Source organism: Streptosporangium brasiliense, from assembly GCF_030811595.1.
In the GTDB taxonomy this organism is placed as follows: Bacteria; Actinomycetota; Actinomycetes; order Streptosporangiales; family Streptosporangiaceae; genus Streptosporangium; species Streptosporangium brasiliense.
The window spans coordinates 3,107,509-3,132,581 of the sequence record NZ_JAUSRB010000002.1 but is presented as its reverse complement, the minus strand read 5'-3'; the positions used below and the strand labels follow the sequence as shown (position 1 = coordinate 3,132,581).

Sequence of the window (25,073 nt, the reverse complement as noted above, 5' to 3'; positions counted from 1 at the left end):
GTTAGGGGATACCGATCTACGGGAGTGAGCCATGAACGCGCACTTGGACCTGGAGCGCCTGGCAGGTGGGGCGCACCACGATCCGCACTCGATCCTCGGGGCGCACCCGGGGCCGGGGGGCGTGACCGTCAGGGCGCTGCGGCCACTCGCCGAGAAGGTCCAGGTCGTCACCGACGGCCAGGCCCACGACATGGAGCACCTCGCCCACGGGGTGTTCGCGGTGACGATCCCCGGGCTGGACAAGGTGCCCGACTACCGCCTCCGGGTCACCTACACCGGGGCCGAGCCGTACGAGACGGGCGACCCCTACCGGCACTGGCCCACGCTGGGCGAGGTGGACCTGCACCTGATCGGCGAGGGGCGTCACGAGCGGCTGTGGGAGGTGCTCGGCGCGCGGGTCATGCGGCACGAGGACATGGACGGCACCGCCTTCGCCGTATGGGCGCCGAACGCGCGCGGGGTCCGGGTGATGGGCGACTTCAACCACTGGGACGGCACCGCCTATCCCATGCGCTCACTGGGCAGGTCCGGGGTCTGGGAGCTGTTCGTCCCCGGGCTGGGCGAGGGCGACCGCTACAAGTTCGGCGTCCTCGGCGCCGACGGGGTCTGGCGGGCCAAGGCCGACCCGATGGCCCGGCGCACCGAGACCCCGCCCGCCACCGCGTCGGTGATCGACAGGTCGGAGTACGGCTGGCAGGACGGCGAGTGGATGCGGCGGCGCGCGGAGCGCAGCGCGGCGGCGGAGCCGATGAGCACCTACGAGGTGCACCTGGGCTCGTGGCGGCCGGGGCTGTCCTACCGGGAGCTGGCCACCGAGCTGGTCGACTACGTGGTGGACATGGGGTTCACGCACGTCGAGTTCATGCCGGTGGCCGAGCATCCGTTCGGCGGCTCCTGGGGTTACCAGGTGACGTCCTACTACGCGCCGACGGCCCGGTTCGGCACCCCGGACGAGTTCCGCCACCTGGTGGACCGCCTGCACGGGGCGGGCATCGGGGTGGTGGTCGACTGGGTGCCCGCGCACTTCCCGATGGACGACTGGGCGCTGGCCCGCTTCGACGGGACGCCACTGTACGAGCACGCCGACCCGGCGCGGGGCGAGCACCCCGAATGGGGCACCTACATCTTCGACTTCGGCCGCAGGGAGGTGCGCAACTTCCTGGTCGCCAACGCGCTCTACTGGCTGCGCGAGTTCCACATCGACGGGCTGCGGGTGGACGCGGTCGCCTCGATGCTCTACCTCGACTACTCGCGGCGCGAGGGTGAGTGGACGCCCAACGAGTACGGCGGGCGGGAGAACCTCGACGCGGTGGAGTTCCTCAAGGAGATGAACGCGGTCGCCTACCGGGACCAGCCGGGGATCGTCACCATCGCCGAGGAGTCGACCGCCTGGCCCGGGGTCTCCCGGCCGGTGCACCTGGGCGGGCTCGGCTTCGGGTTCAAGTGGAACATGGGCTGGATGCACGACACCCTCGCCTACCTCAGACACGAGCCGATCTTCCGCCAGTACCACCACCACCAGATGACCTTCTCCCTGATGTACGCCTACTCGGAGAACTTCGTGCTGCCGCTGTCGCACGACGAGGTGGTGCACGGCAAGGGGTCGCTGCTCGGCAAGATGCCCGGGGACGAGTGGCAGCGCTTCGCGAACCTGCGCGCGCTGTACGCCTTCATGTGGGCCCACCCGGGCAAGCAACTGCTGTTCATGGGCGGGGAGTTCGGCCAGGGCTCGGAGTGGTCGGAGTCGCGCGGGCTCGACTGGTGGGTGCTCGACTTCGACGGGCACAAGGGGGTCCAGCGGCTGGTCCGCGACCTCAACCGGATCTACCGGGAGACCCCCGCCCTCTGGAGCCTCGACACCTCCCCCGACGGCTTCCGGTGGATCGACGCCGACGACGCGCAGGGCAACGTCTTCTCCTTCCTGCGGCTGGCCCCGGATGGCTCGGCCGTCGCCTGCGTGGCCAACTTCTCCGGCTCGCCGCATGAGGACTACCGCCTCGGCCTGCCCGCCGCGGGCCCGTGGGAGGAGATGCTCAACACCGACGCGTACGACTACGCGGGCAGTGGGGTGGGCAACCTCGGCGCCGTGGAGGCGACGGAGGAGCCGTGGCACGGCCTGCCGTACTCGGCCCGCCTGCGCGTCCCGCCCCTGGGGACGGTCTGGCTGCGCCACTCCGGCGAGCGCGTCGAGGAGGAGCCCGTCGCGGAGGCCGCGGCCGTGGCGGCGGTGATCGGGGAGACCGTGGACGGGACCGCGACCGCGGACGCCCCGGACGAGACCGCGGCCGGGGGCGCCCCGGACGAGGTCGTGGCCAGGAGCGCCCCGGACGGCGCCGTGGCCAGGAACGTCACCGCGGGAGACCTCAGCTAGATCACAAATCAACTCAAACCTCAATAATTTCCTTAAGCTCCCCTTAAGCTGGCGCCTCACAGCGCGCGCGAGCCTCGGCTTGCGCGCGCTTGTCGGCTGGTCAGCGGGTGGGGGCGAGCGGGCCGTGACGAGCTCCGGGTGAGCTCGGGGCCGCTGTCCGTCGTGCCCGGCGACCACGACGACCCGGTCCCGTCCGGCTGAGGCCGGCCGGGGCCGCCTAGCTCGCCCCTTGCCGCGCCGTCGTCGGCGCGGTCCCTTCCCCCGGAGGACCAGTGAGACTTCGACGTCTCATGGCGGGAGCGGCCGTCCTGGCCGTGACCGCCACCACATTCGCCATCACGCCGGGGACCGCCTCGGCCGTCTCCGCGTCGTCCCCGCAGGCGCTTCCTGGAACGTTCCCGCAGGCGCTCTCTGGAACGTTGCAGACAGCGCCGGAGGCCGACGAGCCCACCCAGGCCGAGACCAGGAAGGCCCTTGAGGCCTTCGAGAACAAGGTCCGCGTCATCATCGACACCAAGACCTCCTCCCAGGTCGGCGGCGTCGCCGAGGACCTGAAGGCCGAGGGCGACAAGGTCCTCCTGCAGGAGGCGGCGGAGTCCTTCCTGGTGGCGGTCGTCGACAAGACGGACGTCGCCCAGCTCAAGAAGGAGCCGGAGGTCGAGTCGGTCAAGGTCGACACCCTCACCTTCCCCTCGCTGCTGACGAGCACCAAGGTGATCGGCGCGGACAAGGTCCACGCCTCCGGCGTCACCGGCGGCGGCCAGGCGGTCGCGGTCATCGACACCGGCGTCGACCGCGACCACCCCTTCCTCGCGGGCCGGATCGCCGCCGAGGCGTGCTTCTCCACCTCCACCATCAAGGACATCGCGATCTCGCTCTGTCCCAACTTCGGCTCCAAGCAGATCGGGCCGGGCGCGGCCGACGCCGAGACGCCCAACTGCTACAGCCTGATCCAGCGCGGCAACCTCTGCTCCCACGGCACCCACGTGGCCGGCATCGCGGCGGGCAAGCTCACCCCGGGCGCCCCGGCCGACGGCGTCGCGCCGGGCGCGGGCGTCATCGCGATCCAGGTGTTCAGCAAGATCTACGACGGAGGGCCCAACGGCTGCGGCAGCTGGGCCGAGGTCCCCTGCATCGGGGCCTACCAGTCCAACATCCGCCAGGCGCTCGCGCACGTCGAGACGCTGACCGCGACGCACAAGATCGCCGCGGCCAACATGAGCCTGGGCGGCGGCAGCTCCGCCACGGACTGCGACCGCCTGCCGAACGGCCAGGAGACCCTCCCGGAGGCGGCCTCGCTCCGCGCCAGGGGCGTGGCGACCGTCGTCGCCGCGGGCAACGAGCACACCGTGGGCGCCGTCTCCTGGCCCGCCTGTGTCTCCAGCGTGATCACCGTCGGCGCCACCGACGACAACGACGCGGTCGCGCCGTTCTCCAACCAGGGCAAGCAGCTTGAGCTGTTCGCGCCGGGCGTGGGGATCGAATCCTCGGTCCCCAGCGACAAGTGGTCGGGCCGGGGCCGCAACAACACCTACGACGTCTACAGCGGCACCTCGATGGCCGCCCCCCACGTCGCCGGCGCCTTCGCCCTGCTCCGCCAGAAGCGGCCGGACGCCTCGGTGGAGGAGCTGCTCACGCTGCTGCGGCGGACCGGTAAGCCGATCACCTACGACAGCGTCGAGATCGTCGACCGGGAGCCGGTCGAGGTCAAGGCCGTCACGCCGCGGATCGACCTCTGGGCCGCGCTGAACCCGGCGCCGACCACCCCGACGCCGACACCGACGTCGACCCCGACCGCCACGCCCACCGCGACACCCACGGTGACGCCCACCGCGACACCCACCGCGACGCCGACGGTCACGCCGACGAGGGGGCCGTCCGCCACGCCCAAGCCGACCCCGACCCCGACCCCCACTCCGACCGCCACCGGCCGGGGCTTGGGCGACGTGAGCCCGATCCCGGTGCCGGACCTGTGCGGGCGCGGCCGGGGCAGCACCGCGCTGACCGCCGCCCAGTGGGCCGCGGAGTTCCGCAAGGGCGCCGGCAAGCTCTCCGACAAGACCCTGCTCTGCTACCTGAGCCTCGCCCAGAACGGCAGCAAGGTCTTCCCCGAGGCCACCGACTCCAACTCGCTGGGCAAGGCCTACAAGGTGCTCCGGGGCAAGGGCGCCAGGGCCACGCTGGACCGTGAGCTGCTGGCCGCCTGGCTGAACTGGGCCCACGGCGTCTACGACGGCTCCACCAAGGTCCACCGCACCACCACGCTCAAGAGCGCCGTCGCCGTCGCCGAGAGGCACCGCCTCAACGGCAAGGCGACCGCGGCGCAGCTCGCCGGCGCCGCCAAGTATCTGCGCACGTACGTCAACAAGGCGAAGTAAGTTTTCCCAACTGTAATCCCAACCGATCGGGCCGGTCACGTGGGACGTGACCGGCCCTTTCGCGTCCGGAGGCGGTACGGCGGGCGTCCGGTGGACCTTAAATCGGCCTTATGTCGCCCGGCAGGGCATTGACCACCCGGGAACGAGAACTTACGCTCTGGAAACTAATAGGAAACTTTCCTATGAATTCGGGGGCTAGGAACTCTCTGACCTGGAGCGACCCTTGCGACGAATCACCATCGGCTCCCTAATCGCAGCGGCGGCGCTGCTCGTCCCCCTGGGGTTGAGCGCCGCGACGGCCGCCACTCCGGCCACCGCCACCTATTCGACCGACTCCGACTGGGGCTCAGGCTTCCAGGGCAAGGTCACCGTGAAGGCGGGGACGAGCGCGCTGACGAGCTGGAAGGTCGAGTTCGACCTCCCGGCGGGCAACTCGATCGCCTCCGCCTGGGACGCCGACCTCACCAAGAGCGGCAACCACTACACCTTCGTCAACAAGTCCTGGAACGGGGCGCTGGCGGCGGGGGCCTCGGTGAGCTTCGGTTTCACCGGCTCGCCCGGCGGGCTGTCCGGCGTGCTCAACTGCAAGCTCAACGGCGGCGCCTGCGACGGCAGCGGCAACCCGGACCCGACTCCCACCCCCACCCCGACACCCACCCCGACGGTCACTCCCACGGTCGACCCGACACCCACCCCCACCCCGACGGTCACCCCTGACCCCTCGGGCAAGAAGGTCGTCGGCTACTTCACCGAATGGGGCGTCTACGGCCGCAACTACCACGTGAAGAACCTGGTCACGAGCGGTTCGGCGGCGAAGCTGACGCACATCCTGTACGCCTTCGGCAACTCCGCCGGCGGCAGGTGCTCGATCGGCGACTCCTACGCCGACTACGAGAAGGCCTACACCGCCGACCAGAGCGTCGACGGCGTCGCCGACACCTGGGACCAGCCGCTGCGCGGCAACTTCAACCAGCTCCGCAAGCTGAAGAAGGCCTACCCGAACATCAAGGTCATCTACTCCATCGGTGGCTGGACCTGGTCCGGTGGCTTCACCCAGGCCGCGGCCAACCCGGCCGCGTTCGCCGACTCCTGCTACAAGATGGTCGAGGACCCGCGCTGGGCCGATGTCTTCGACGGCATCGACATCGACTGGGAGTACCCCAACGCCTGCGGCCTGACCTGTGACACCAGCGGCCCGGCCGCGTACAAGAACGTCTTGTCCGCGCTGCGCGCCAAGTTCGGCCCCACCGCTCTGGTCACCTCGGCGATCACCGCCGACGGCTCCACCGGCGGCAAGATGGACGTCGCCGACTACGCCGGCGGGGCTCAGTACCTCGACTGGATCATGCCGATGACGTACGACTTCTTCGGCAGCTGGGACGCGAAGGGCCCGACGGCTCCGCACTCGCCCCTGACCGCCTACCCCGGCATTCCGAAGGACGGCTACAACTCCGACGCCGCGGTCCAGAAGCTCAAAGGCAAGGGCGTGCCCGCCAACAAGATCCTTCTCGGCATCGGCTTCTACGGCCGCGGCTGGACCGGCGTGACCCAGGCGGCTCCGGGTGGCACCGCCACCGGCGCCGCCCCTGGTACCTACGAGGCGGGCAACGAGGACTACAAGGTCCTCAAGACCAAGTGCCCCGCCACCGGCACCATCGGTGGCACGGCCTACGCCTTCTGCAACGGCCAGTGGTGGGGATACGACACTCCGGCCACCATCACGGGCAAGATGACCTACGCCAAGAACCAGGGTCTGGGCGGCGCGTTCTTCTGGGAGACCAGCGGCGACACCGCCAACGGTGAACTCATCAGCGCGATCGCCAACGGACTCAAGTAGCATTTCGAACACTCGGCCCTCCGTGCGCGTCACGCCGCGGGGGGCCGAGCCGTTTCTGAAAGATTCCTCAGAATCCGGATCAAGGTATTCACTCGGGATAAATGGCTGCTTAGACTCCCAATCGCCCGTTTGATCCCCCGGAGGACGTGTGCGACTTCGAGCCCTCGTGGCCCTGGCGATCGTGCTCACTGTCGCCCCTGGCGTTCCCGCGCTCGCCGAGGAGGCGCCGGCACCGCCTCCGGCGGCCGCCCAGGACTCTCCGGCACCCGCCGCGGAGACACCGCCCCCCGGCGGGGAGGCACCGCCCCCGGACGAGGGGACGCCCGTCCCGCCGCCCGCCGAGCAGCCGCCGGCCCCCAAGCTGGAGCCCGGGCTGGCCGCCGACGGCGACGGAGCCCGCGTCATCGTCGAGGTGACCGCCCCGGCGGAGGCCGCGCCGGTCGCCGGCGAGGCTCGGACGCTGTCCGGCACCGAGGTCGTCCTCCAGCCGCCGGACACCTCGTTCATCGTGGTCGAGGGCACGGGCGAGTCCCTGGCCGCGCTGGCCGATGACCCCCGGGTGGTGTCGGTCCGCCGGGACCGCACCTACTCCCCCAGCGACCTGGGCACCGGCCTCAGTGTGATCGGGGCGGACCAGGCCCACGCCGCGGGGTTCACCGGCAAGGGCCAGATGATCGCGGTCATCGACACCGGGATCGACCGGGACCACCCCGCGCTCCACGGCAGGGTCGTGGAGGAGGCGTGCTTCTCCGCCACGGACGACGGCGCGAAGTCCCTGTGCCCCGGCGGGAGCGACACGCAGATCGGCACGGGATCCGCCGACGCGGAGACCGCCATGTGCGTGAAGGACTCGGTCAACCTCTGCGACCACGGCACCCACGTGGCGGGGATCGCCTCCGCCGTCGCCCCCGACGCCGACATCATGGCGATCCAGGTCTTCAGCCGGATCGACGACGCCGAGTCCTGCGGCGAGGAGTCCTGCCTGACCGCCTACGAGTCCTCGATCCTGCTGGCCCTCGACCACGTCGCCAGGAGCACCCGCGACATCGCGGCGGTGAACCTCAGCCTCGGCGGCGGCCTCTTCAACGGGGCGTGCGACGCCGAACCCGCCCTTCAGGAGATGAAGGAGAGGATCGAGGCCCTGCGCGCCAAGGGTGTGGCCACCGTCGCCGCCGCCGGCAACGAGTACGAGACCGGCGCCGGGGCGCCCGGGTGCATCTCCAGCGCGGTGACCGTGGGGGCCACCGACGGTGGCGACGTCATCCCCGACTGGTCCAACCGCGGCTCGATCCTCGACCTCTTCGCCCCCGGCGTGGACATCGACTCCTCGGTGCCCGGTGGCGGCCGGCAGGTCTACAGCGGGACCTCGATGGCGACCCCGCACGTGGCGGGCGCCTTCGCGCTGCTGACCCAGAAGTCGGCGGAGGCCACCCCGGACGCGCTCCTGGAGCAGTTGCGGAAGGCCGGCCGCCCGATCGTCTACGACGGGGTGACCACTCCCCGCCTCGACGTCTACGGCGCGCTCACCGACCGGGCCCCTTCTCCACCGGCGACCCAGTCGCCGGGCTCGGGCGACCCCACTCCGGACGATCCCGACGACGGCTCCGATGACGACCCGAGCCCCGACCCTAGCTCCGGCCCGGTGCCGGCCCCCGGCCCGGCGGACCCGCCCGCCCCCAGCCCGGTCCCGCTGCCGACGGTGACGGTCACGGTGACCGTCACCGCCTCACCCGCCACCGCGCCGGCGGTGTGCACCCGGGGCAAGGCCACCAAGACCCTGACCGCCGCCGGGTGGGCCACGGAGATGACCCGGGGCAAGGGAACGCTGACGGACGAGACGCTCGGCTGCTACCTGCGCCTGGTCGCGAAGGCCAGTGACGTCTTCCCCGAGCTCACCCGCGCCTCCACGCCGGGCGCGGCCTACCGGGTCCTCAAGCCCGCCAAGAAGACGAAGCTCACCAAGAAGGTCAAGCTGGAGAGCGAGCTGCTGGCCGCCTGGCTGAACTGGGCGCACGGCGGGGTCAACTTCACCGCGAAGGTCAACGGGTCGACCACCGTCAAGGAGGCTCTCGCCTCGGCGGAGAGGCAGCGGCTGAAGGGTACGTCCTCCGCTGCATACACCTCAATGCTGAAAAAGCAGGTGAACGAACGCCGTATCGCTTAAGTCCGAGATAGGTCGCTTAGGGTGATAGCCATGGACGCGACCAAGGTGATCATCGACACCGTCGACCGGTTCCGGCAGCGGCGCACCGCTCCACTGGTCCTTGAACTCGACCTCACCGAGGGCCTGACAGAGGGTCCTCCAGCCGATCCGCTGGGCGCGATCCTGTCCATGCGCAAGACGAGCCTGACCGACGTGCTGTCGGGGCTGAAGCGCGCCAGGAAGGACGACCGGGTCAAGGCGTTGATCGTTAAGATCGGCACCCAGCCGATGGGGCTGGCGATGGTGCAGGACCTGCGCGAGGCCGTGACCCGGTTCCGGGCCTCCGGCAAGCTGACCGTCGCCTTCGCCGAGACGTTCGGCGAGTTCGGCGCCGGCACCGTGCCCTACTACCTCGGCAGCGCCTTCGAGCGGGTCTACCTGCAGCCGTCGGGCGACGTCGGGCTGACCGGCGTCGCGATGGAGCAGCGCTTCCTGCGGGGGGCGCTCGGCAAGCTCGGCGTCGAGTACCAGATGGGCCAGCGGCACGAGTACAAGACCGCGGCCAACACCTTCACCCAGGACCACATGACCGACGCCCATCGCGAGTCGATGGGCCGCATCACCGAGTCGGTCACCGAGCAGGTCGTCGCGGGCGTCGCCGACGGGCGCGGGCTGGACCCCGCCAAGGTCCGCGAGCTCATCGACCGGGGCCCGTTCATCGGCGCCGAGTCGGTCGAGGCGGGGCTCGTGGACCGGCTGGCCTATCGCGACGAGGTCTACGACGAGGTCAAGCAGGCCGTCGGCGACGACGCCCTGCTGCTCTACGTGAGCCGCTACGCCAAGGGCCCGATCGCCAAGAAGCTCCCGCGCCCCGGCGAGCAGACCGTCGCGCTGGTCCACGGCCACGGCGCGATCCGGCTCGGCCGCAGCGGGCGGAGCCCGCTGGGCGGCGGCAGCGCGATGGGCTCCGACACCGTCTGCGCCGCCCTGCGCGCGGCCCGCCGCGACGAGCACGTCAAGGCCGTCGTCTTCCGGGTGGACAGCCCCGGCGGTTCGTACGTGGCCTCCGACGCCATCTGGCGCGAGGTGGTCCTCACCCGCAAGGCGGGCAAGCCGATCGTGGTCTCGATGGGCGACATGGCGGCCTCCGGCGGCTACATGGTCTCGATGGCCGCCGACACGATCGTGGCCCAGCCCGGCACGCTCACCGGCTCCATCGGCGTGTTCGGCGGCAAGGCGGTCATCAGCGGGCTGCTGGAGAAGATCGGCGTGTCCTCCGAGACGGTCGGCGAGGGCGCCAACGCCGGGATGTTCTCCTCCACCAACGCCTTCTCCGAGGCCCAGTGGGCGCGGGTCAACGCCTGGCTGGACCGGGTCTACGACGACTTCGTGAACAAGGTGGCCGAGGGCCGGGGCCTGTCCCGGGAGCGGGCCCACGAGCTGGCCAGGGGCCGGGTCTGGACCGGCGCCGACGCCCACGCCGGCGGGCTCGTCGACGAGCTCGGCGGCCTGGAGGACGCCCTCATCCTGGCCCGCAGGCAGGCCGGCCTGGCCGCCGACGCCCCGGTGCGCGTCTATCCCAAGCTGAGCCCGCTGGAGCGCCTGCGCCCGGCGGAGTCCAGCGAGGACAGGACCGCCGCCATGGCACGGCTCCGCCTGGAGGCCTGGGGACCGCTCGCCCAGCTGGCCGCCGAGCTGGGCCTGCCGTCCTACGGCCCGCTCATGCTCCCCGGCGGGTGGACGGTCCGCTAGAACGATCTCGGCGACGGTCGGCCGAGGGTCTCCCCGGCGGGCGGGTCTTCCCGCCGGCCGGTGGGGACGGGCAGGTCCGCGCACAGCCGCTGGAACGTCCGGCACCGGGTGAAGTCCTCCTCCCGGCAGTCCAGCGCGTGCTCGACCAGTTGCTTGGACATCTGGGTCTGCTGGATCCGCAGCTCCAGCTCCGCCCGGTGCCGGCTGAGCAGCTCGCGCCGCTCGGCGGAGGTGGCGGCGTTGAGGATCTCGCGGAGCTGCTCCAGGCTGAGACCGCCGGCCTTGCCTCGGACGATCATCGTCACCCGTGACAGGTGGTCGTCGGTGTAACGGCGCCGCCCGTTCGCCCTCCTCGCCGGGGTCAGCAGCCCCATCGCCTCCCAGTGCCGCAGCACGTGCGGGGCGAGGTCGAACCGCGCGGCGAGCTCTCCGATGGTCATCTCGGCCCCGGCGCTTGACTTCATGTTCACATTAACTTGCAGAGTTGGTCCCGCTGTCAAGGAACGGGGACCCGTCCCCGCCGCAGAGGAGACGACATGCTTGATGTGATCATCATTGGCGGCGGCCCGGCCGGACTCGCCGCGGCCCTGACCCTGGGCCGTGCCCACCGCACCGTGCTGCTGCTGGACGCCGGAGAGGGGCGCAACGCGCCCGCCGGGGCCGTGCACAACTTCTTCACCCGGGACGGGACGCCGCCGACCGAGGTGCGCCGGATCGGGCACGAGCAGCTCGGGGCCTACCCGTCGGTCCGGACCCGGAACGTCGCCGTGGACGAGGTGGGCCGCCTGCCCGATGACGGGTTCGAGGTCCGGCCGGCCGGCGGCGGCGCCGAGCGGGGCCGGCGGCTGCTGCTGGCCACCGGCCTGGCCGATGAGCTGCCCCCGATCAGCGGCGTCGAGGAGCTGTGGGGCCGCTCGGCCTTCCACTGCCCCTACTGCCACGGGTACGAGGTCAGCGGCGGGCGCGTCGCCGTGATCGGCGCGGGACCGGACCGGGTACGGCTGGCACTGCACCTGAGCCGGTTCACCGACGACGTCGTGCTGTGCACCGGCGGCGCCCCGCTGGAGCCGGCCATGCGGGACCTGCTGGCCCGCAACGGGATCCCGGCGCGCTGCGAGCCGATCACCCGTCTGGAGGGCGAGGACGGCAGGATCAGGCAGATCGTGTTCGAGGGCGCCCAGCCGCTGGCCCGCGACGCGCTGTTCGTCAAGACCACGCTCCGGCAGCGCTCCGGCATCGCCGGGAAGCTGGGGTGCGCCGGCTTCCCCGACTCCACCGTCGAGGTCGACGAGTTCGGCCGGACCAGCGTGCCCGGCGTCTACGCGGCGGGGGACATGGCCCGGCGGGCCACCGTGCCGATGCCGCTGGCCGCCGTCGTCGCCGCCGCGGCCTCCGGCACCGTCGCGGCCGGCGTGCTGGACCAGGACCTGCTCAGCGCGGACTTCGCGCTGCCCGCCCCGTTCCCCGCCGGGAAGGACCAGGCATGACATCCGACCGGACCGCCTCCCCCGACACCGGCACCGGCACCGGCACCGGCCAGAGCGTCCCGGCGGGCGGCCACGGGGCCGGGACCGGGAGGCTCCCCTTCGCCGTGGCGGGGCTCGTGCTGGGCATCCTGATGTCCGTCCTGGACCAGACGGTGGTCGCCATCGCCCTGCCGGACATCGCCGCCGACCTCGGCGAGGCGGGCTCCATCGGCTGGATCGTCACCGCCTACGTGCTCGCCTCCACCGCCACCGGCGCGGTCTACGGGCGGCTGAGCGACCGTTTCGGACGGCGTGCCGTCTTCCTGTCCGCGATCACCGTCTTCACCGTCGCCTCCGCCCTGTGCGGCCTCGCCCAGTCCATGCCCCAGCTCATCGCCGCCCGGACGCTGCAGGGCGTCGGGGCGGGGGCGCTGTTCACCGTCCCCAGCATCGCGCTCGCCGAGCTCTTCCCCCTCCGCCTGCGGGCCCGGGTGCAGGGCTACGTGGGCGGCGTCTTCGCCCTGGCCAGCGTGGGCGGCCCGCTCGTCGGCGGCTCCCTCACCGACGCCGCGGGCTGGCGCTGGATCTTCTACGTCAACCTGCCGATCGGCCTGCTGTCGATCGCCCTGGTCGCCACCTCGCTCCGGCTGCCCAGGAGCGGGGACGGCGCCCGCATGGACGTCGCGGGCGCGGTGCTGCTCGCCGGGGCCACGGTGAGCCTGCTGCTGGTCACCGAGTGGGGCGGGCGCACCCACTCCTGGACCTCGCCGGCCGTCCTGGGGCTCGTCGTGACCGCCCTGGCGCTGGCGGCGGCCTTCTGGTGGCAGGAACGGCGTGCCGCCGCCCCGCTGATCCCGCCGAGGCTGTTCGCCGGCCGTACGCTGCGCGTCGTGTTCCCGGCCACGGCGCTGCTCGGCGCCCTGCTGTACGGCTCGATCGTGTTCCTGCCCACCTACCTGCAGGTCGCCTTCGACCTCAGCGCCACCCAGGCCGGACTCGCCGGCAATCCGTACTTCATCACCTTCATCGTGGTCTCCGCGATCACCGGCGGCCGGGCCGGGAGAAGCGGGCGTTTCACGCCGTATCTGCTCTCCGGCGCGGTCATCGTGGTGCCGGGGCTGCTGCTGCTGAGCCGGGCGGACCTGGACAGCCCCTACGCGCTCGTGGCCGCGGGGATGGCGGTGCTCGGCGTCGGTTTCGGCCTGATCATGCAGAACCTCATGACCGTCGCGCAGAACGCGGTACGGCCCGCCGACCTCGGGGCCGTCACCTCGGCGGTGGTGACGGTCCGCGGGTTCGGCATGGCCGTGGGGGTCGCCCTGTTCAACAACCTCCTCATCCGCCACGTGGGGGACGACCAGCGGCCGGAGGCGATCGCCGGAGCGGTCCCCGAGGTCCTGGTCTGGGGGGTGGCGCCGGCGGTCGCCCTCGTCGCCCTCATGGCCGCCATGCCCAGGGCGGAGGCGTCCGGGAGGGCCGGGGCCGCTCCGGAGACCGTCCGGCCGTCGTGACAGCGGCCGCCGGGCGCTCGCCGTGACAGCGGTCACCGGGTGCGCGCCGTGACACCGGTCACCGAGTGCGCGCCGTGACAGCGGTCAGCCGGCCGGACGGTACCGGCTGCGGAGCCGTACGAGCGGGAGGACTCCCGCGTCGACGTAGCTCACGTCGAGCACCCGGGCGATGTAGAGGGTGTGGTCCCCGGCCGGGACGACCTGGGCCGTCTCGGCCTCCAGGGCGGTCACACCGCCGTCCACGACGAGCGCCTCGCTCAGCTCCCCCCGGTGGTGGGGCACGCCCGCGAGCAGCAGCCGGGCACCGGGCCGGCCGGCGGTGGCGAAGCGGCTGGCGATCGCCTTCTGCCCGGCGGACAGCACGCTGGCGGCCCAGCGGTCCCGGCGCAGCAGCAGCTCATTGAGGTAACCGGTGTTCTCCAGGCTCACCATCACCAGCCGGGGGTCGAGCGAGACGGAGACAAGGGTGCCCACCGTCGCCCCCACGTCGTCGCGCCCGTCCTTCACGGTGATGACCGTCACGGCGGTGGGCACCTGCGCCATGGCCTCGATGAACTCGTTCATACGGCAATCATTCCGGAAGGCCGCCGGCTCCAGGGTCCGGCGGCCGCCGGGGCCGGCCCCGGGAGCTCCGTCCCGGACCGGCCCACCGCACCGTCACCCCCGGTTACGGCCGTTCCCACGGCCCCAGCCGTCCCAACCGTTCCCCCGGTCCCGGCCGTTCCGGAGGTCCCAGCCGTTCCCTCGGCCGCCCTCGTCGTCGGTGTTGCGTCCCCTGTCCCAGGGCTCGTTCCGGACCTCCCGGCTGTCGCCGTCCGACCGGTCGGGAGCGCAGTCCTGGCCGCAGCCACCGAAGCGGGCGGAGTTGATCGGGTGGAAGGAGGTGGCCCTGACGCCCTTCAGCGCCGCCATCATGGTGTCCTTCCAGATCGGGCCGGGGAGGCTGGCGCCGGCGACGATGCCGTAGTACCTGCCGCCGATGGTGACGCCGGTGAGCTTGTGCTTCGTCGAGCCGCGGGGGTCGCCGATGCTCACCGCGCCGGCCAGGTCGGGGGTGAACCCGGCGAACCACGCGGTGGCGTACGCGTCCGTGGTGCCGGTCTTGCCCGCCGCGGGGCGGCCGATGCCGCCCACGCCGCGCATGGTGCCCTTGGTGAACACCCCGGACAGGACGTCGGCCGTCGCGTCGGCGATCTCGGGGTCCAGCGCCTGACGGCACTGCGGCGTGTAACGGGTCACCTTGCCGTCGCGGTCGGTGATCTGGGTGATGGCCATCGGCGCGCAGTACTTGCCGCGCGCGCCGATCGCGGCGTAGGCGTTGGCCACCGTCACCGGGTCCATCTCGTTGATGCCGAGGGTGAAGGTCTCGTACTCCTGCAGCGCCTGCCCGTCGGACCGCTTGATGCCCAGCGACTTGGCGGTCTCCACCGTGTCACACAGCCCCACGCGCTGCTCCAGGGCGACGAAGAAGGTGTTGACCGATCCCCAGGTGCCGGTCTGCAGCGTCTTGAACCCGGGCGAGCCCTCGTCGTTGGTGACGGTGTGGGTCGGGTCGCCGATGCTCTCGCCCTTGCAGTTCTTGAAGGCCGCGTAGCCGGGGGCGCGGTAGCCGGCGCCGGTGGTGATGCCGTCGCTGACCTTCATGCCCTTCTTCAGCGCGGTGATCAGTGTGAAGGTCTTGAACGTCGAGCCCGCCTGGAACCCCACCCCGCCGCCGTGCGCCGCGTCGGCCACCACGTTGTAGGACATCTCGTTCCTGCGCTTGGCGATGCCGTACTTCCGGCTGGCCGCCATCGCCTTGATCGCACCGGTGCCCGGCTGCACGAGCGCCTGGGAGGCCATCGGGTTGTCGGAGGCGTACACCCGCTTCCTGATCGCCGCGTCGGCCGCGGCCTGCATCCTCGGGTCCAGCGTCGTCCTGATCGTCAGCCCGCCGCGGTTGAGGAACTGGAGGCGGGCCTTCTCGGTCTTGCCGAAGGCCGGGTTGCCGGAGATCTCGTTGCGCACGTAGATGCAGAAGTAGGGGTAGGGGCTGGCCTCGCACCCGCCCGGCAGCGGCGTGCCCTTGTAGCCCAGCTTCTCCTTCTTGGCCTTCGCGGCCTCCTCCGGCGTGATCTTCTTGAGCTGCGCCATCCGGTCGAGCACCAGGTTGCGCCGCTCCAGCAGCCGCTGCCGGGCCTTCCTGCCGGCCTCGGGGTCGGTGCTGTTGGGAGACTGCACGGCCGCCGCCAGGGTCGCCGCCTGCGGCAGGGTGAGCTTGGACGCCGGCACCCCGAAGAACCGCTTGGCCGCCGCCTCGACCCCGTTGGCCCTCGCCCCGAAGAAGGCGATGTTCAGGTATTTCTCCAGGATCTGGTCCTTGGAGTATTTCTGCTCGACCGCCATCGCGTGACGCAGCTCGTTGAGCTTGCGCGCGTAGCTGGCCTCCAGCACCTTGTTCTTCTCTTTCTCGGTGACCGCCGCGTTGAGCAGCACCTGCTTGACGTACTGCTGGGTGATGCTGGAGCCGCCCTGGCTCACCCCGCCCGAGGAGAGGTTCTTGGCCAGGGCCCGCATGGTCCCCTCGATGTCGATGGCGCCGTGCTCGTAGAAGCGGTAGTCCTCGATCGAGATGATCGCCGTCTTCATCACATCGGCCACCTTGCTGAGCGGCACGACCTCGCGGTACACGTCCCAGAACTGCGCGATCTGGTTGCCCCGGGCGTCCAGGACCGTCGTCTTCTCCGCCAGCGGGGGCTCCTTGAGGTCCACCGGCCTGATGTTCAGCTCCTCCGAGGCGGTGAGGACCACCGCCCCCGCGCCGCCCACGGCCGGCAGCGCGAGAGCGCTGGCCAGCAGCCCCGCGGCCACTGCCGCTCCGGCGAGCCGGGCGACCTTCCGGACGGCCGATCCGTCGGCTCCGGTGTCGTGCGACCGGCGGCCGGTCCCCCTGGCGTCGGTGAGCAGCCGCTCGACGGGCGCACGCATACGGTTCTCCCTCGTTACCCCTTTATGGCCGGTCTTTAACCTATATGTGGAATGAAGGGCATGCCGCTGGATGTCGCGGAACGGGGCCTCCTCGACGCCGTACGGTCCGCGTGGTCACACGGATCCCGCTCACCTGATCGGCTGATCCGGACGAGCGCGGCCGGCTCACGGGCCGGCACGTGCTCCCGCGTCAGCGCCGTGGGGTGCGCAGGTGGATGCGTTCGCCCTGCTTCCCGAAGAGGCTGAGCAGTTCGACGCTGCCGCGTCCGGCGGCGCCGAACCAGTGCGGGATCTGGCAGTCGAACTCGGCCGCCTCGCCGGCTCCCATGAGGAAGTCGTGGTCGCCCAGTTTCACGCGGAGCTGTCCGCGGAGCACGTAGAGCCATTCGTAGCCCGAGTGGGTCCGCAGGTGGGGCTCTCCGTCGTGCGCCGGAATGGTCATCTTGTACGCGCGTGGTTCTCCCTGGTGTCGCGACAGCGGGATCAGCACTCGGCCGTCTTTTCTGGTGGGCTGCTGCGGCACGCGCGGATCGAGTATCCGGGGTACGGCGACGATCTCGTCGAGGGGGATGCCCAGCACCGCGGTGATCGGCAGGAGCAGCTCAAGGCTCGGCTTGCGCTGAGCCGACTCCAGCCGGGACAGCGTGCTGGTCGAGATGCCGGTGGCTCGCGCGAGGTCGGCCAGGCTGATGCCCTTCTTCTCGCGGGCGCGTCGCAGCCGAGGGGCGATCTGCTCTATCACGGCACTGACGCTCGGTTGCTCGTCCATGGGACGCAGTCAACCAATGTGTCCCGGAATCAGCAACAGAGTTTGTCGATTCCGGCCAAGTCTCCCGATCCTCTCCATGGAGGTGATCCGAATGGACGCAACAACGGACCCAACGAGCGGATCGGGGTCAGAGATGCTGTGGGACACGATCGTCATCGGCGGCGGGGCCGCCGGCCTGTCGGCCGGGGTCGTGCTCTCGAGAGCACGGTTCGCGACTCTGGTCGTCGACGGCGGAGAGCCCCGGAACGGGCCCGCCGATCACATGCACGGGTACCTGACCCGGGACGGCATGGCGCCGGGAGAGTTCGTCGCGACCGGACGAGAGGAGCTCGCCCGTTACGGCGGGACACTTGTGCGGGCATCGGTGACCGGCGCGCGGCGCGCCCCGGACGGCACGTTCGAGCTGCGGCTCGACGACAACCGCGCCCTGCGCGCCCGGTCGGTGCTGGTCGCGACCGGGCTGACCGACGAACTGCCCGACATCCCGGGGCTGTCCGAGCGGTGGGCGTCCGAGGTGCACCACTGCCCCCACTGCCACGGCTACGAGGTGCGGGGGCGCACCATCGCCGTGATCGGCGGCGCGATGGCGGCGGTATCGGCGCACCTGGCCGCGCTGATGCGCCGTCACAGCTCCTCGGTGACCTTCTGCGTCAACGGCGCCGAGGTCAGCACCGCCCAGCGGCAGCGCCTCACGGCGTACGGCGTGCGCCTGATCGACGCGCGCGTCACACGGGTCGTGGCGAATGCCGGCACCGCGGGCGGGGACCCGGTCGCGATCGAGCTCGACAACGGCGGGACGGTCGCGTGCGAGGCCATCTTCGTGGCCCCCCGCCCGGTGCCCCATGAAGCGGTCCTGACCGCGCTCGGCGCGGGCAAGGACCCGGTGAGCGGACTCGTCGCCGTCGATCCCCAAGGTGCCACGGATGTCCCCGGGGTCTGGGCGGCCGGGAACGTGGTCAACCCCCGGGCGCAGGTCATCGCCGCCGCGGGCGCGGGCTCCACCGCCGCCATCAACATGACAGGCTGGCTGCTCGAACGGGAGCTGTCCGCTGCCCTCTCGCCCGACGGGCCCGACGCCGGGGGTGCGATCTGATGGCGGGCATCACCGCGGAGACGCCCCGGGACACTCCCTCCGCCAGGTTGCCCGCCGGTGTGTACCTGCTCGGTTTCAGCCTGTTCGCGATGGGGACCGCGGAGTTCCTGCTGGCCGGCGTACTGCCGGCGGTGGCCGCCGATCTGGACGTCACGCTCTCCTCGGCCGGGTTCCTGATCACCGCGTTCGCGCTGGGTGTCGTGATCGGCGGGCCACCGTTCGCGGTGCTCAGCCTGCACTGGCCTCGCCGCACCGCGCTGGTGGCGACGCAGGGCGTCTTCGCGGCCAGCATCGTCGTCGGCCTGCTGGGCGACTACCAGGTCCTGCTGCTGTCGAGGGTGGTCTCGGGTATCGCCTACGCGGGCTTCTTCGCCGTCGCGTCGGTGACCGCGATCAGCCTGGTGACGCCGGACCGGAACGCCCGCGCCTCCGGAGTCGTGGTCAGCGGGCTCAGCGTGGCGATGGTCATCGGCGGCCCCGCGGGCACGCTGCTCAGCCACTTCATCCAGTGGCGCGGCGGCTTCTGGGCCGTCGTGGCCCTGACGGTCGCCGGGATCGCCGGTTGCCTCCTCGGACTCCCCGCCGCCGGCTCGGGCGTCGACCGGTCCACCGGGCCGAGTGTCTCGCGGGAGCTCGCCACGATGCGGAGACCGATGCTCTGGGGCATCTACGCGATCACGATCCTGACCACCGCGGCGTACATGATCACGTTCAACTACCTGGCGGCCATGCTCGCCGACATCACCGGCGTCCCCGAGGTCTGGATCCCGGCGATCCTCGCGCTCTTCGGGGTCGGCGCCTTCGTCGGCCTGTCCGTCGGCGGCCGCGTCTCCGATCGGCGCCCCCACCTCGCGCTCCTCACCGGCGCGTCGGCGATCGTGATCCTGTCGGTCGTGATGGCCGGCGTGATCCAGCAGGTCTGGGCGGTGGTGCCCACGGTTCTCCTGATCGGCGTCGCCGCGTTCGTGCTGAACCCCGCTCTCTACGGACGTGTCTTCGCCATCGCGGCCGATGCGCCGACCCTCGCCGGCGCCACCACCGTGTCGGCGTTCCAGCTCGGCATCAGCATTACCCCCGTCCTGGCAGCCGCCCCACTCACACAAGGGGTCACTCTCACATCGGTCTGCCTGATCGGGGCCGCCCTCGCCGCGGCCGCCGTACCCCTCATCCTCCTGGACCGGGCACGACAGGACCGCCCGACGCGACGCGCGGCGGCTGACACGGCCCCGGCCGCCGTCCGTCCGGCTCACGACGGGGCCGCCGGGAAGGCCCGGCCGGTGGCCTGACGCGGCGCGGCCCGCGCGGAGGTCCGCGCGGGCCGCAGGCGGTGCCGGAGTGCCTAGAGCAGGTTGTTCTGGGTCAGCCAGTCCTTGGCGACCGTGGCGGCGTCGTCCTTGTCGATCGCCACGCGCTTCATCAGCGCCAGGAGCCCGGCGGTGTCGAGCTTGGCGGAGACCGCGTTCAGCGTGGTCCGCACGGTGTCGTTCACCCCGGCCTTGTTGACCAGGGGAGCGATGTTGTCGGCGGCGAAGGCGTTCTTGGTGTCCTGCAGCGAGACCAGGTCGTTGAGCACGATCTTGGGGTCGGTGGTGAAGACGTTGCCGACCTGGACGGTGCCGTCCTTGATGGCGTCGGCGGTGGCGTCGCCGGTCTTCTTCCACTCCTTGAACTCAAGGCCGTAGGTGTCCTTGAAGTTCTTCTCCTGGCGGGACTGGAACTCCGGCGGGCCGCCGACCGCGTAGTTCTTGGCGACCTTGACCAGGTCCTCGATGGTGGTGAGGCCGTCCTTGGTGGCGGTCGCCTTGGTCACCGTCAGCGAGTTGTTGTCCTCGGCGGCCGCGGGCTCCAGCACCTCCAGCTCGGCCGGGAGCTTCTCCTTGAGTCCGGCGACGACGTCGTCCTTGGTCTTCGCCGTGGTCGTCTTGTCGACGAAGGCGAGCAGGGAGCCGATGTATTCCGGCAGGACCGTCAGGCCGCCGCTCTTGGCCTGGTCGAACAGGACCTCGCGGCTGCCGATGTTGAGCTTCTTCTCGACCTGGACGCCCTTGGCCTCCAGCGCCTGGGAGTAGATCTCGGCGAGCAGGACGTTCTCCGGGAAGTTGGCCGAACCGACGACGACCTTCCCCCCGGGGGCGGCCGCGGATCCCGAGCCCGCGGGGCTCGCGGACGCGCTGGTCAGCGGGTCACCACCACCACCGCACGCGGTAAGAGTGAGCGCCGCGGACAGGACGACTGCCGCGGTGCGGAAAAGGCGCTTCATCGTGCTTTCCCTTCTAAAACGGGGGGTAATAAGGAGATTACCGTACGGTCTGGCGCTGACTCACCCCCGGGGAGACCGTGACGCGTTGCACCAGAGCGAAACCCAGTTGGACGATCAGAGCCAGCAGCGCCACCAGGACGGCCCCTCCGATCGTGCGTGGGAAGTCCTTGGTCGCCAGGCCGTCGACGATGTAGCGGCCGAGGCCGCCCAGCCCCACGTAGGCGGCCACGGTCGCGGTCGCCACCACCTGGATCGCGGCGATCCGCAGGCCGAGCAGGATGAGCGGCAGCGCGACCGGCACGAGCACCTTGCCGAGGACCTGGCCGCCGCGCAGACCCATGCCGTAGGCGGCGTCCCGCAGGTCGGGATCCACCCCGCGCAGGCCCTCGTAGGTGTTGACCAGGATCGGCGGTACGGCGAGCGCCACCAGCGGGATCAGCACCGGGACGATGGTGCCGACGCCCATCAGCAGCACGATGAGCACCAGCAGGCCCAGCGTCGGGAGGGCACGGGCCGCGTTGGCGCTCAGGATCGCGAACAGCGCGCCCCGGCCCGTGTGGCCGATCCACAGCCCCAGCGGCAGCGCGATCAGCATGGCCAGCAGCAGCGAGAGCCCGGAGAACTCCAGGTGCTCCAGCAGCCGGGCGGGGATGCCGTCCGGGCCGGACCAGTTGTCCGGGTCCCCGAAGAAGTCGATCAGCCAGTTCACGCCGTCCCCCTCGCCCGCGACCATGGGGTGAGCAGCCGCTGCGCCAGGACCAGCAGCAGGTCGGCGACCGCCGCCAGCGCCACGACCAGCACGATGCCCACGATGATCGGGGTGTAGAACTGCCGCTGCCAGCCGTCGATGAACAGGTAGCCCAGCCCGCCCCTGCCGACCAGCGCGCCCACGCTGACCAGGCTGATGCTGGAGACCGCCGCCACCCTGAGCCCGGCCAGCACGACCGGGACCGCGATCGGCAGCTCCACCCGCAGCAGCCTCCGCATCGGGGTGAAGCCCATCGCCACCGCCGACTGGCGCACGTGGTCGGGGACCGAGGTGAGCCCGTCCACGACGGCCGGGATCAGCACCGCCATGGAGTAGAACGTGAGCGGGACCATGACGGTCGTCCGGGTGGCCAGACCGGTGACCGGGATGAGCACGATGAAGACGGCCAGCGAGGGCAGCGAGTAGATCACGTTCATCACGCCGACGGTCGGCTGGTAGAGCCAGCGCCAGCGGACGCCGGCCAGCCCGAGCGGGAGCGCGATGAGCAGCCCCACGACGACCGGCACCAGCGCCATGACGACGTGATCCTCCAGCAGGACCTGGATGGAGGCCCAGTTGCGCCCGATCCAGTCCCAGCGGATCAGCGGTTCCTCATGCACCGACGCCCCCGGCGACCTTGCCCAGCGCCTCGTCCAGCGCCTCGCGGGTGGCCACGCCCGCCACCCTGCCGTCCTCGTCCACCGCGATCGCGCTCCCGGAGGGGGACAGCAGCGCCGCGTCCAGCGCGCCGCGCAGCGAGTCGCGGCCCCTGACGAACGTCCCGTACGGCGCGAGCGGCACGTCCGCCACCGTGCCCGACTCCGGCAGGTCCTTGACGGCCGCCCAGCCCAGCGGCCGGTCCGCCCCGTCCACCACGGCCAGCCAGTCCTCGGCCGTGTCGCGCACCGAGGAGACCTCCGCGGAGGCGGGCACCGTCAGGTCGGCGCGCAGCCGCAGCCCCTCGTCGGAGATGAACGACAGCCGGCGGATGCCCCGGTCGCGGCCGAGGAACTCGCGGACGAAGTCGTCGGCGGGCCGGGCCAGCAGCGTCGGGGGGTCGGCGAGCTGCGCCAGATGTCCGCCGACGCGGAGCACGGCCACCCGGTCGCCAAGTTTGATGGCCTCGTCGATGTCGTGGGTGACGAACACGATGGTCTTGTTGAGCTCGGCCTGCAGCCGGAGCAGCTCCTCCTGCAGGCTCGTCCGCACGATCGGGTCCACCGCGCTGAACGGCTCGTCCATCAGCAGCACCGGCGGGTCGGCCGCCAGCGCGCGGGCCACGCCGACGCGCTGCTGCTGACCGCCGGAGAGCTGGAAGGGGTAGCGGTCGGCCATCTTGAGGTCGAGGCCGACCCGCTCCAGCAGCTCCATCGCCCGGTCCCGGGCCTTCTTCCGGTCCCAGCCGAGCAGGTGGGGCACCGTCGCCACGTTGTCGACGATCTTGCGGTGCGGGAAGAGCCCGGCCTGCTGGATGACGTAGCCGATGCCCCGGCGCAGGGTCGGCGGGTCGATGCTCTTGACGTCCACGCCGTCGAGGAGGATCTGCCCCTCCGTCGCGTCGATCATTCTGTTGATCATGCGCAGGGACGTCGTCTTGCCGCACCCCGAGGGGCCGACGAACACCGTTATCTCTCCCGTGGGCACCTCAAGGCTCAGACCGTCGACGGCGATGGTCCCGTCGGCGTAGCGCTTGGTCACCCGGTCAAATTTGATCATGCGCAACCTCTTGCTCCTCGGCAGGGCCGCGGCCCCCTGCCACAACTGCCCCATGATCTATCGCGGACCACCCTATGACCCATGACCGACATTTCCGGTCTGTCTTCCCGGCTTCATCCGGAGGTCCCCGCAAGCCTCTCCAACCATCGCGATATCTATCAAATGGACATTCAATACTGCGGAGAACCTCAACGGACCGGCACGATTACCCATATCGTGGAGATTGACACCTTCAGCGCCACACGCACCACCGGCCCCAAGGCCTCCACTCTCCACCACGCTCGCTCGAACCTTCAGAGGAACCGGTCCCGTGCCCCAACCGCTCCTCGGTCAACACTCGCGCGGCGAACTGATCGCCGAGCTCTACGACCGTCACGCCGCCGGCCTGTTCGCGTACTGTCACGATCAGCTCGGCGATCCCGGCTCGGCCGCCGACGCGCTGAGAGCCGTCCTCGCCGCCGTCCCGGACCTGGAGCCCCCGCGCGCCGCACTTTACGCGGCCGCCCGCCGGGAGATCTACCTGCGAGACGTGGTCCACGCCCCGCCCGCCGCCGGCGCCGACCCGGTCGCCGCCTTCGTCGAGCGCGTGCTGCGCGACCTGCGCCCCCACCAGCGCGAGGTGCTCTACCTGTCCGGCGTGCGCGAGATGGACACCGCCGAGCTGTCCTGGGTGCTCGACGTGGCCACCGACACCGCCGACGAGCTGACCGTGAGCGCCTGCCGGCGCTTCGCCCAGTCGCTGAACCTGGCCCTGGCCTCCACCAGGGTGCCGGACCACCTGGCCGAGGTGTTCGGCGCCCTCCCCGTCGCCCCGGTCCGCGACGTGCTGGTCCGCGCCCCCTGGGCCACCCCGCCCGCGGCGCTGCGCGCCATGACGCTGGGATCGCCGTCCCGTACGGCCGCCACCCCACCGCCGGCCGCCCTGCAGGTCAGGCAGCTCTGGCCGACGGCCCCGGCGTGGCCGCCGGCCGAGACCGGTACGCCCGCCGCCCCCGGCGTGTTCTTCCTGCCGGACCGCGCGCCCGCCCCCTTCCCCGACCCCTTCGCCGCCCCGGATCCCGAGGTGGTCTCCACGCACGAGGCCACCACCGAGCCGATGCCCAGGCTCAAGGACACCGTCCTGACGGCGCTCGACGACGTGCTCACCCGGCCCCGGCGGCCGAGGCCGAAGCGGCCGAGACCGCGCGGCGCGGCCCCCCTGGCCGCCCCGGCCGCGTCACCGCCGCCGGCCGCGCCGTCCCTGCCGGCCCCTCTCCCCGCCGACGTGCTCGACGACCCCCCGGCGCCGCCCGCCGGCCTCTCCCCTCCGCCGGAGGACCTGTTCCGCCCGCTCAGCCCCGAGGCGCGGGCGACCCGGGCCTACACCGACCGGCTGGTCGCCGCCGCGCCCCGCGCGGAGCCGGCCCCCGCCGCGCCCGAGAGCCGGCCCGCGCCCGTGGAGCCGCCGGGCGCCCCGCCGTCCTCCGGCAGGCACGCCCGTACGGAGCCACCCCTGCCGGGCTGGCCCCTGCGGCCGGAGGAACTGGACGCCCTCCAGCCCCGGCCCGCCGCCCAGCCCGGGGAGACCGCCCAGCCCGGCGAGGTCGCCCAGCCCTGGGCACCCGTCCGGTCCGGAGACCTCCTCCAGCCCGAGGAGCCCGGCCCGGCCGAGGAGACCGCCCGGCCCTGGGAGCCCTCACGGCCCGGAGACCTCCTCCAGCCCTGGGAACCGGCCCGGCCGGAGCACCTCACCCGGTCCGGGGAACCCGTCCGGCCCGGGGACCTCCTCCAGGCCGGGGGGCTCACCGCTCCCGGAGCCGGTCCGGAGAAGGCCACGTCCGGCGCCGCCGGGGCGGGCCGGGCGGAGACCGGCCAGGCAGCGGCCCCCCGACCGGCGCGGGCGGGCAGGCGGGCACGTCGCAGGCACCAGGCGTCCGCCGCGGGCCGCCGTCACCGCGACTGGGTGTGGGAAGTGATCGGCTTCCTCATCTGCGTGGCGATAGCGATGATCGTCTTCTTCACGGTCCCGACGATCGTCACCCCGTAGGCCCGCCGGGCCGACGCGGCACAGCCAGGGTGGTCA

General features: G+C 71.8%; 18 protein-coding genes. 10 read left to right on the top strand and 8 right to left on the bottom strand.

All coding sequences use genetic code 11. The features are described from left to right. Positions 1 to 31: 31 nt before the first annotated feature. From glgB to sppA, 5 genes are all read left to right on the top strand, one after another. Positions 32 to 2,371 (top strand): 1,4-alpha-glucan branching protein GlgB, encoded by a 2,340-nt coding sequence (gene glgB / locus J2S55_RS23090; protein WP_306864652.1) that lies wholly within the window; start codon positions 32 to 34, stop codon positions 2,369 to 2,371. A gap of 272 nt (positions 2,372 to 2,643) precedes the next feature. Continuing rightward, positions 2,644 to 4,749, top strand: a complete 2,106-nt coding sequence (locus tag J2S55_RS23085; RefSeq protein WP_306864650.1) for a S8 family peptidase — start codon at positions 2,644 to 2,646, stop codon at positions 4,747 to 4,749. Positions 4,750 to 4,972: 223 nt separating this feature from the next. After that, the gene (locus J2S55_RS23080; RefSeq protein WP_306864648.1) at positions 4,973 to 6,586 is read left to right on the top strand and encodes a glycosyl hydrolase family 18 protein; all 1,614 of its coding nucleotides are present in this window, start codon (positions 4,973 to 4,975) and stop codon (positions 6,584 to 6,586) included. 148 nt (positions 6,587 to 6,734) lie between these two features. After that, the gene (locus tag J2S55_RS23075) at positions 6,735 to 8,750 is read left to right on the top strand and encodes a S8 family peptidase (RefSeq protein WP_306864647.1); all 2,016 of its coding nucleotides are present in this window, start codon (positions 6,735 to 6,737) and stop codon (positions 8,748 to 8,750) included. A 30-nt stretch (positions 8,751 to 8,780) separates the two neighbouring features. Then, positions 8,781 to 10,481, top strand: coding sequence for a signal peptide peptidase SppA (gene sppA, locus J2S55_RS23070; protein WP_306864645.1), 1,701 nt, complete (start codon positions 8,781 to 8,783; stop codon positions 10,479 to 10,481). Here sppA and J2S55_RS23065 read toward each other — a convergent pair. Further along, entirely contained in the window at positions 10,478 to 10,945 is a 468-nt protein-coding gene (locus J2S55_RS23065) for a MerR family transcriptional regulator (RefSeq protein ID WP_306864644.1), read from the bottom strand. The two genes, sppA and J2S55_RS23065, sit on opposite strands and share 4 nt — an antisense overlap. 72 nt (positions 10,946 to 11,017) lie before the next feature. On the opposite strand from J2S55_RS23065, the gene J2S55_RS23060 reads away from it, so the two are divergent. Together J2S55_RS23060 and J2S55_RS23055 are read left to right on the top strand one after the other, a co-directional pair. Then, positions 11,018 to 11,968, top strand: a complete 951-nt coding sequence (locus tag J2S55_RS23060; RefSeq protein WP_306864642.1) for an NAD(P)/FAD-dependent oxidoreductase — start codon at positions 11,018 to 11,020, stop codon at positions 11,966 to 11,968. Then, positions 11,965 to 13,458 carry an MDR family MFS transporter gene (locus tag J2S55_RS23055; protein ID WP_306864641.1) on the top strand — a complete coding sequence of 498 codons (1,494 nt, stop codon included), beginning with the start codon at positions 11,965 to 11,967 and terminating at the stop codon, positions 13,456 to 13,458. The genes J2S55_RS23060 and J2S55_RS23055 overlap by 4 nt, the downstream gene beginning before the upstream one ends. An 84-nt stretch (positions 13,459 to 13,542) precedes the next feature. On the opposite strand, the gene J2S55_RS23050 is transcribed toward J2S55_RS23055, so the two are convergent. The 3 genes from J2S55_RS23050 to J2S55_RS23040 form a co-directional block, all read right to left on the bottom strand. Beyond that, the gene (locus tag J2S55_RS23050) at positions 13,543 to 14,022 is read right to left on the bottom strand and encodes a flavin reductase family protein (protein ID WP_306864639.1); all 480 of its coding nucleotides are present in this window, start codon (positions 14,020 to 14,022) and stop codon (positions 13,543 to 13,545) included. Between the two features lie 93 nt (positions 14,023 to 14,115). Continuing rightward, positions 14,116 to 16,425 (bottom strand): transglycosylase domain-containing protein, encoded by a 2,310-nt coding sequence (locus tag J2S55_RS23045; protein WP_306864638.1) that lies wholly within the window; start codon positions 16,423 to 16,425, stop codon positions 14,116 to 14,118. Between the two features lie 190 nt (positions 16,426 to 16,615). Further along, positions 16,616 to 17,194, bottom strand: a complete 579-nt coding sequence (locus J2S55_RS23040; protein ID WP_306864637.1) for a helix-turn-helix domain-containing protein — start codon at positions 17,192 to 17,194, stop codon at positions 16,616 to 16,618. A gap of 133 nt (positions 17,195 to 17,327) precedes the next feature. Between J2S55_RS23040 and J2S55_RS23035 the strand changes: the two genes are divergently transcribed. Continuing rightward, positions 17,328 to 18,287 carry an NAD(P)/FAD-dependent oxidoreductase gene (locus J2S55_RS23035; protein WP_306864636.1) on the top strand — a complete coding sequence of 320 codons (960 nt, stop codon included), beginning with the start codon at positions 17,328 to 17,330 and terminating at the stop codon, positions 18,285 to 18,287. Beyond that, positions 18,287 to 19,573 (top strand): MFS transporter, encoded by a 1,287-nt coding sequence (locus tag J2S55_RS23030; protein ID WP_306864635.1) that lies wholly within the window; start codon positions 18,287 to 18,289, stop codon positions 19,571 to 19,573. The genes J2S55_RS23035 and J2S55_RS23030 overlap by 1 nt, the downstream gene beginning before the upstream one ends. Before the next feature lie 53 nt (positions 19,574 to 19,626). On the opposite strand, the gene J2S55_RS23025 is transcribed toward J2S55_RS23030, so the two are convergent. Genes J2S55_RS23025 through J2S55_RS23010 form a run of 4 tightly spaced genes read right to left on the bottom strand, consistent with a single transcriptional unit; the run spans position 19,627 to position 23,011 of the window. Then, on the bottom strand, positions 19,627 to 20,547 hold the full coding sequence (locus tag J2S55_RS23025) for an ABC transporter substrate-binding protein (RefSeq protein WP_306864634.1): 921 nt from the start codon (positions 20,545 to 20,547) through the stop codon (positions 19,627 to 19,629). A gap of 37 nt (positions 20,548 to 20,584) precedes the next feature. Continuing rightward, complete coding sequence (locus J2S55_RS23020) at positions 20,585 to 21,280, bottom strand: ABC transporter permease (RefSeq protein WP_306864633.1); 696 nt, start codon at positions 21,278 to 21,280, stop codon at positions 20,585 to 20,587. Beyond that, on the bottom strand, positions 21,253 to 21,915 hold the full coding sequence (locus J2S55_RS23015; protein WP_306864631.1) for an ABC transporter permease: 663 nt from the start codon (positions 21,913 to 21,915) through the stop codon (positions 21,253 to 21,255). The genes J2S55_RS23020 and J2S55_RS23015 overlap by 28 nt, the downstream gene beginning before the upstream one ends. Next, positions 21,908 to 23,011: an ABC transporter ATP-binding protein gene (locus J2S55_RS23010; RefSeq protein WP_306864628.1), complete on the bottom strand. Its 1,104-nt coding sequence runs from the start codon at positions 23,009 to 23,011 to the stop codon at positions 21,908 to 21,910. Before J2S55_RS23010 ends, J2S55_RS23015 begins: the two co-directional genes overlap by 8 nt. A gap of 310 nt (positions 23,012 to 23,321) precedes the next feature. On the opposite strand from J2S55_RS23010, the gene J2S55_RS23005 reads away from it, so the two are divergent. Further along, positions 23,322 to 25,037 carry an RNA polymerase sigma factor gene (locus J2S55_RS23005; RefSeq protein WP_306864626.1) on the top strand — a complete coding sequence of 572 codons (1,716 nt, stop codon included), beginning with the start codon at positions 23,322 to 23,324 and terminating at the stop codon, positions 25,035 to 25,037. The last annotated feature ends 36 nt before the right edge of the window (positions 25,038 to 25,073 follow it).

Bases quoted from the DNA above. Each gene is read 5' to 3' on its own strand.
- glgB (WP_306864652.1), top strand. From the start codon at position 32: ATGAACGCGCACTTGGACCTGGAGCGCCTGGCAGGTGGGGCGCACCAC.
- sppA (WP_306864645.1), top strand. From the start codon at position 8,781: ATGGACGCGACCAAGGTGATCATCGACACCGTCGACCGGTTCCGGCAG.
- J2S55_RS23065 (WP_306864644.1), bottom strand. From the start codon at position 10,945: ATGAAGTCAAGCGCCGGGGCCGAGATGACCATCGGAGAGCTCGCCGCG.
- J2S55_RS23060 (WP_306864642.1), top strand. From the start codon at position 11,018: ATGCTTGATGTGATCATCATTGGCGGCGGCCCGGCCGGACTCGCCGCG.
- J2S55_RS23055 (WP_306864641.1), top strand. From the start codon at position 11,965: ATGACATCCGACCGGACCGCCTCCCCCGACACCGGCACCGGCACCGGC.
- J2S55_RS23050 (WP_306864639.1), bottom strand. From the start codon at position 14,022: ATGAACGAGTTCATCGAGGCCATGGCGCAGGTGCCCACCGCCGTGACG.
- J2S55_RS23045 (WP_306864638.1), bottom strand. From the start codon at position 16,425: ATGCGTGCGCCCGTCGAGCGGCTGCTCACCGACGCCAGGGGGACCGGC.
- J2S55_RS23040 (WP_306864637.1), bottom strand. From the start codon at position 17,194: ATGGACGAGCAACCGAGCGTCAGTGCCGTGATAGAGCAGATCGCCCCT.
- J2S55_RS23035 (WP_306864636.1), top strand. From the start codon at position 17,328: ATGCTGTGGGACACGATCGTCATCGGCGGCGGGGCCGCCGGCCTGTCG.
- J2S55_RS23030 (WP_306864635.1), top strand. From the start codon at position 18,287: ATGGCGGGCATCACCGCGGAGACGCCCCGGGACACTCCCTCCGCCAGG.
- J2S55_RS23025 (WP_306864634.1), bottom strand. From the start codon at position 20,547: ATGAAGCGCCTTTTCCGCACCGCGGCAGTCGTCCTGTCCGCGGCGCTC.
- J2S55_RS23020 (WP_306864633.1), bottom strand. From the start codon at position 21,280: ATGGTCGCGGGCGAGGGGGACGGCGTGAACTGGCTGATCGACTTCTTC.
- J2S55_RS23010 (WP_306864628.1), bottom strand. From the start codon at position 23,011: ATGATCAAATTTGACCGGGTGACCAAGCGCTACGCCGACGGGACCATC.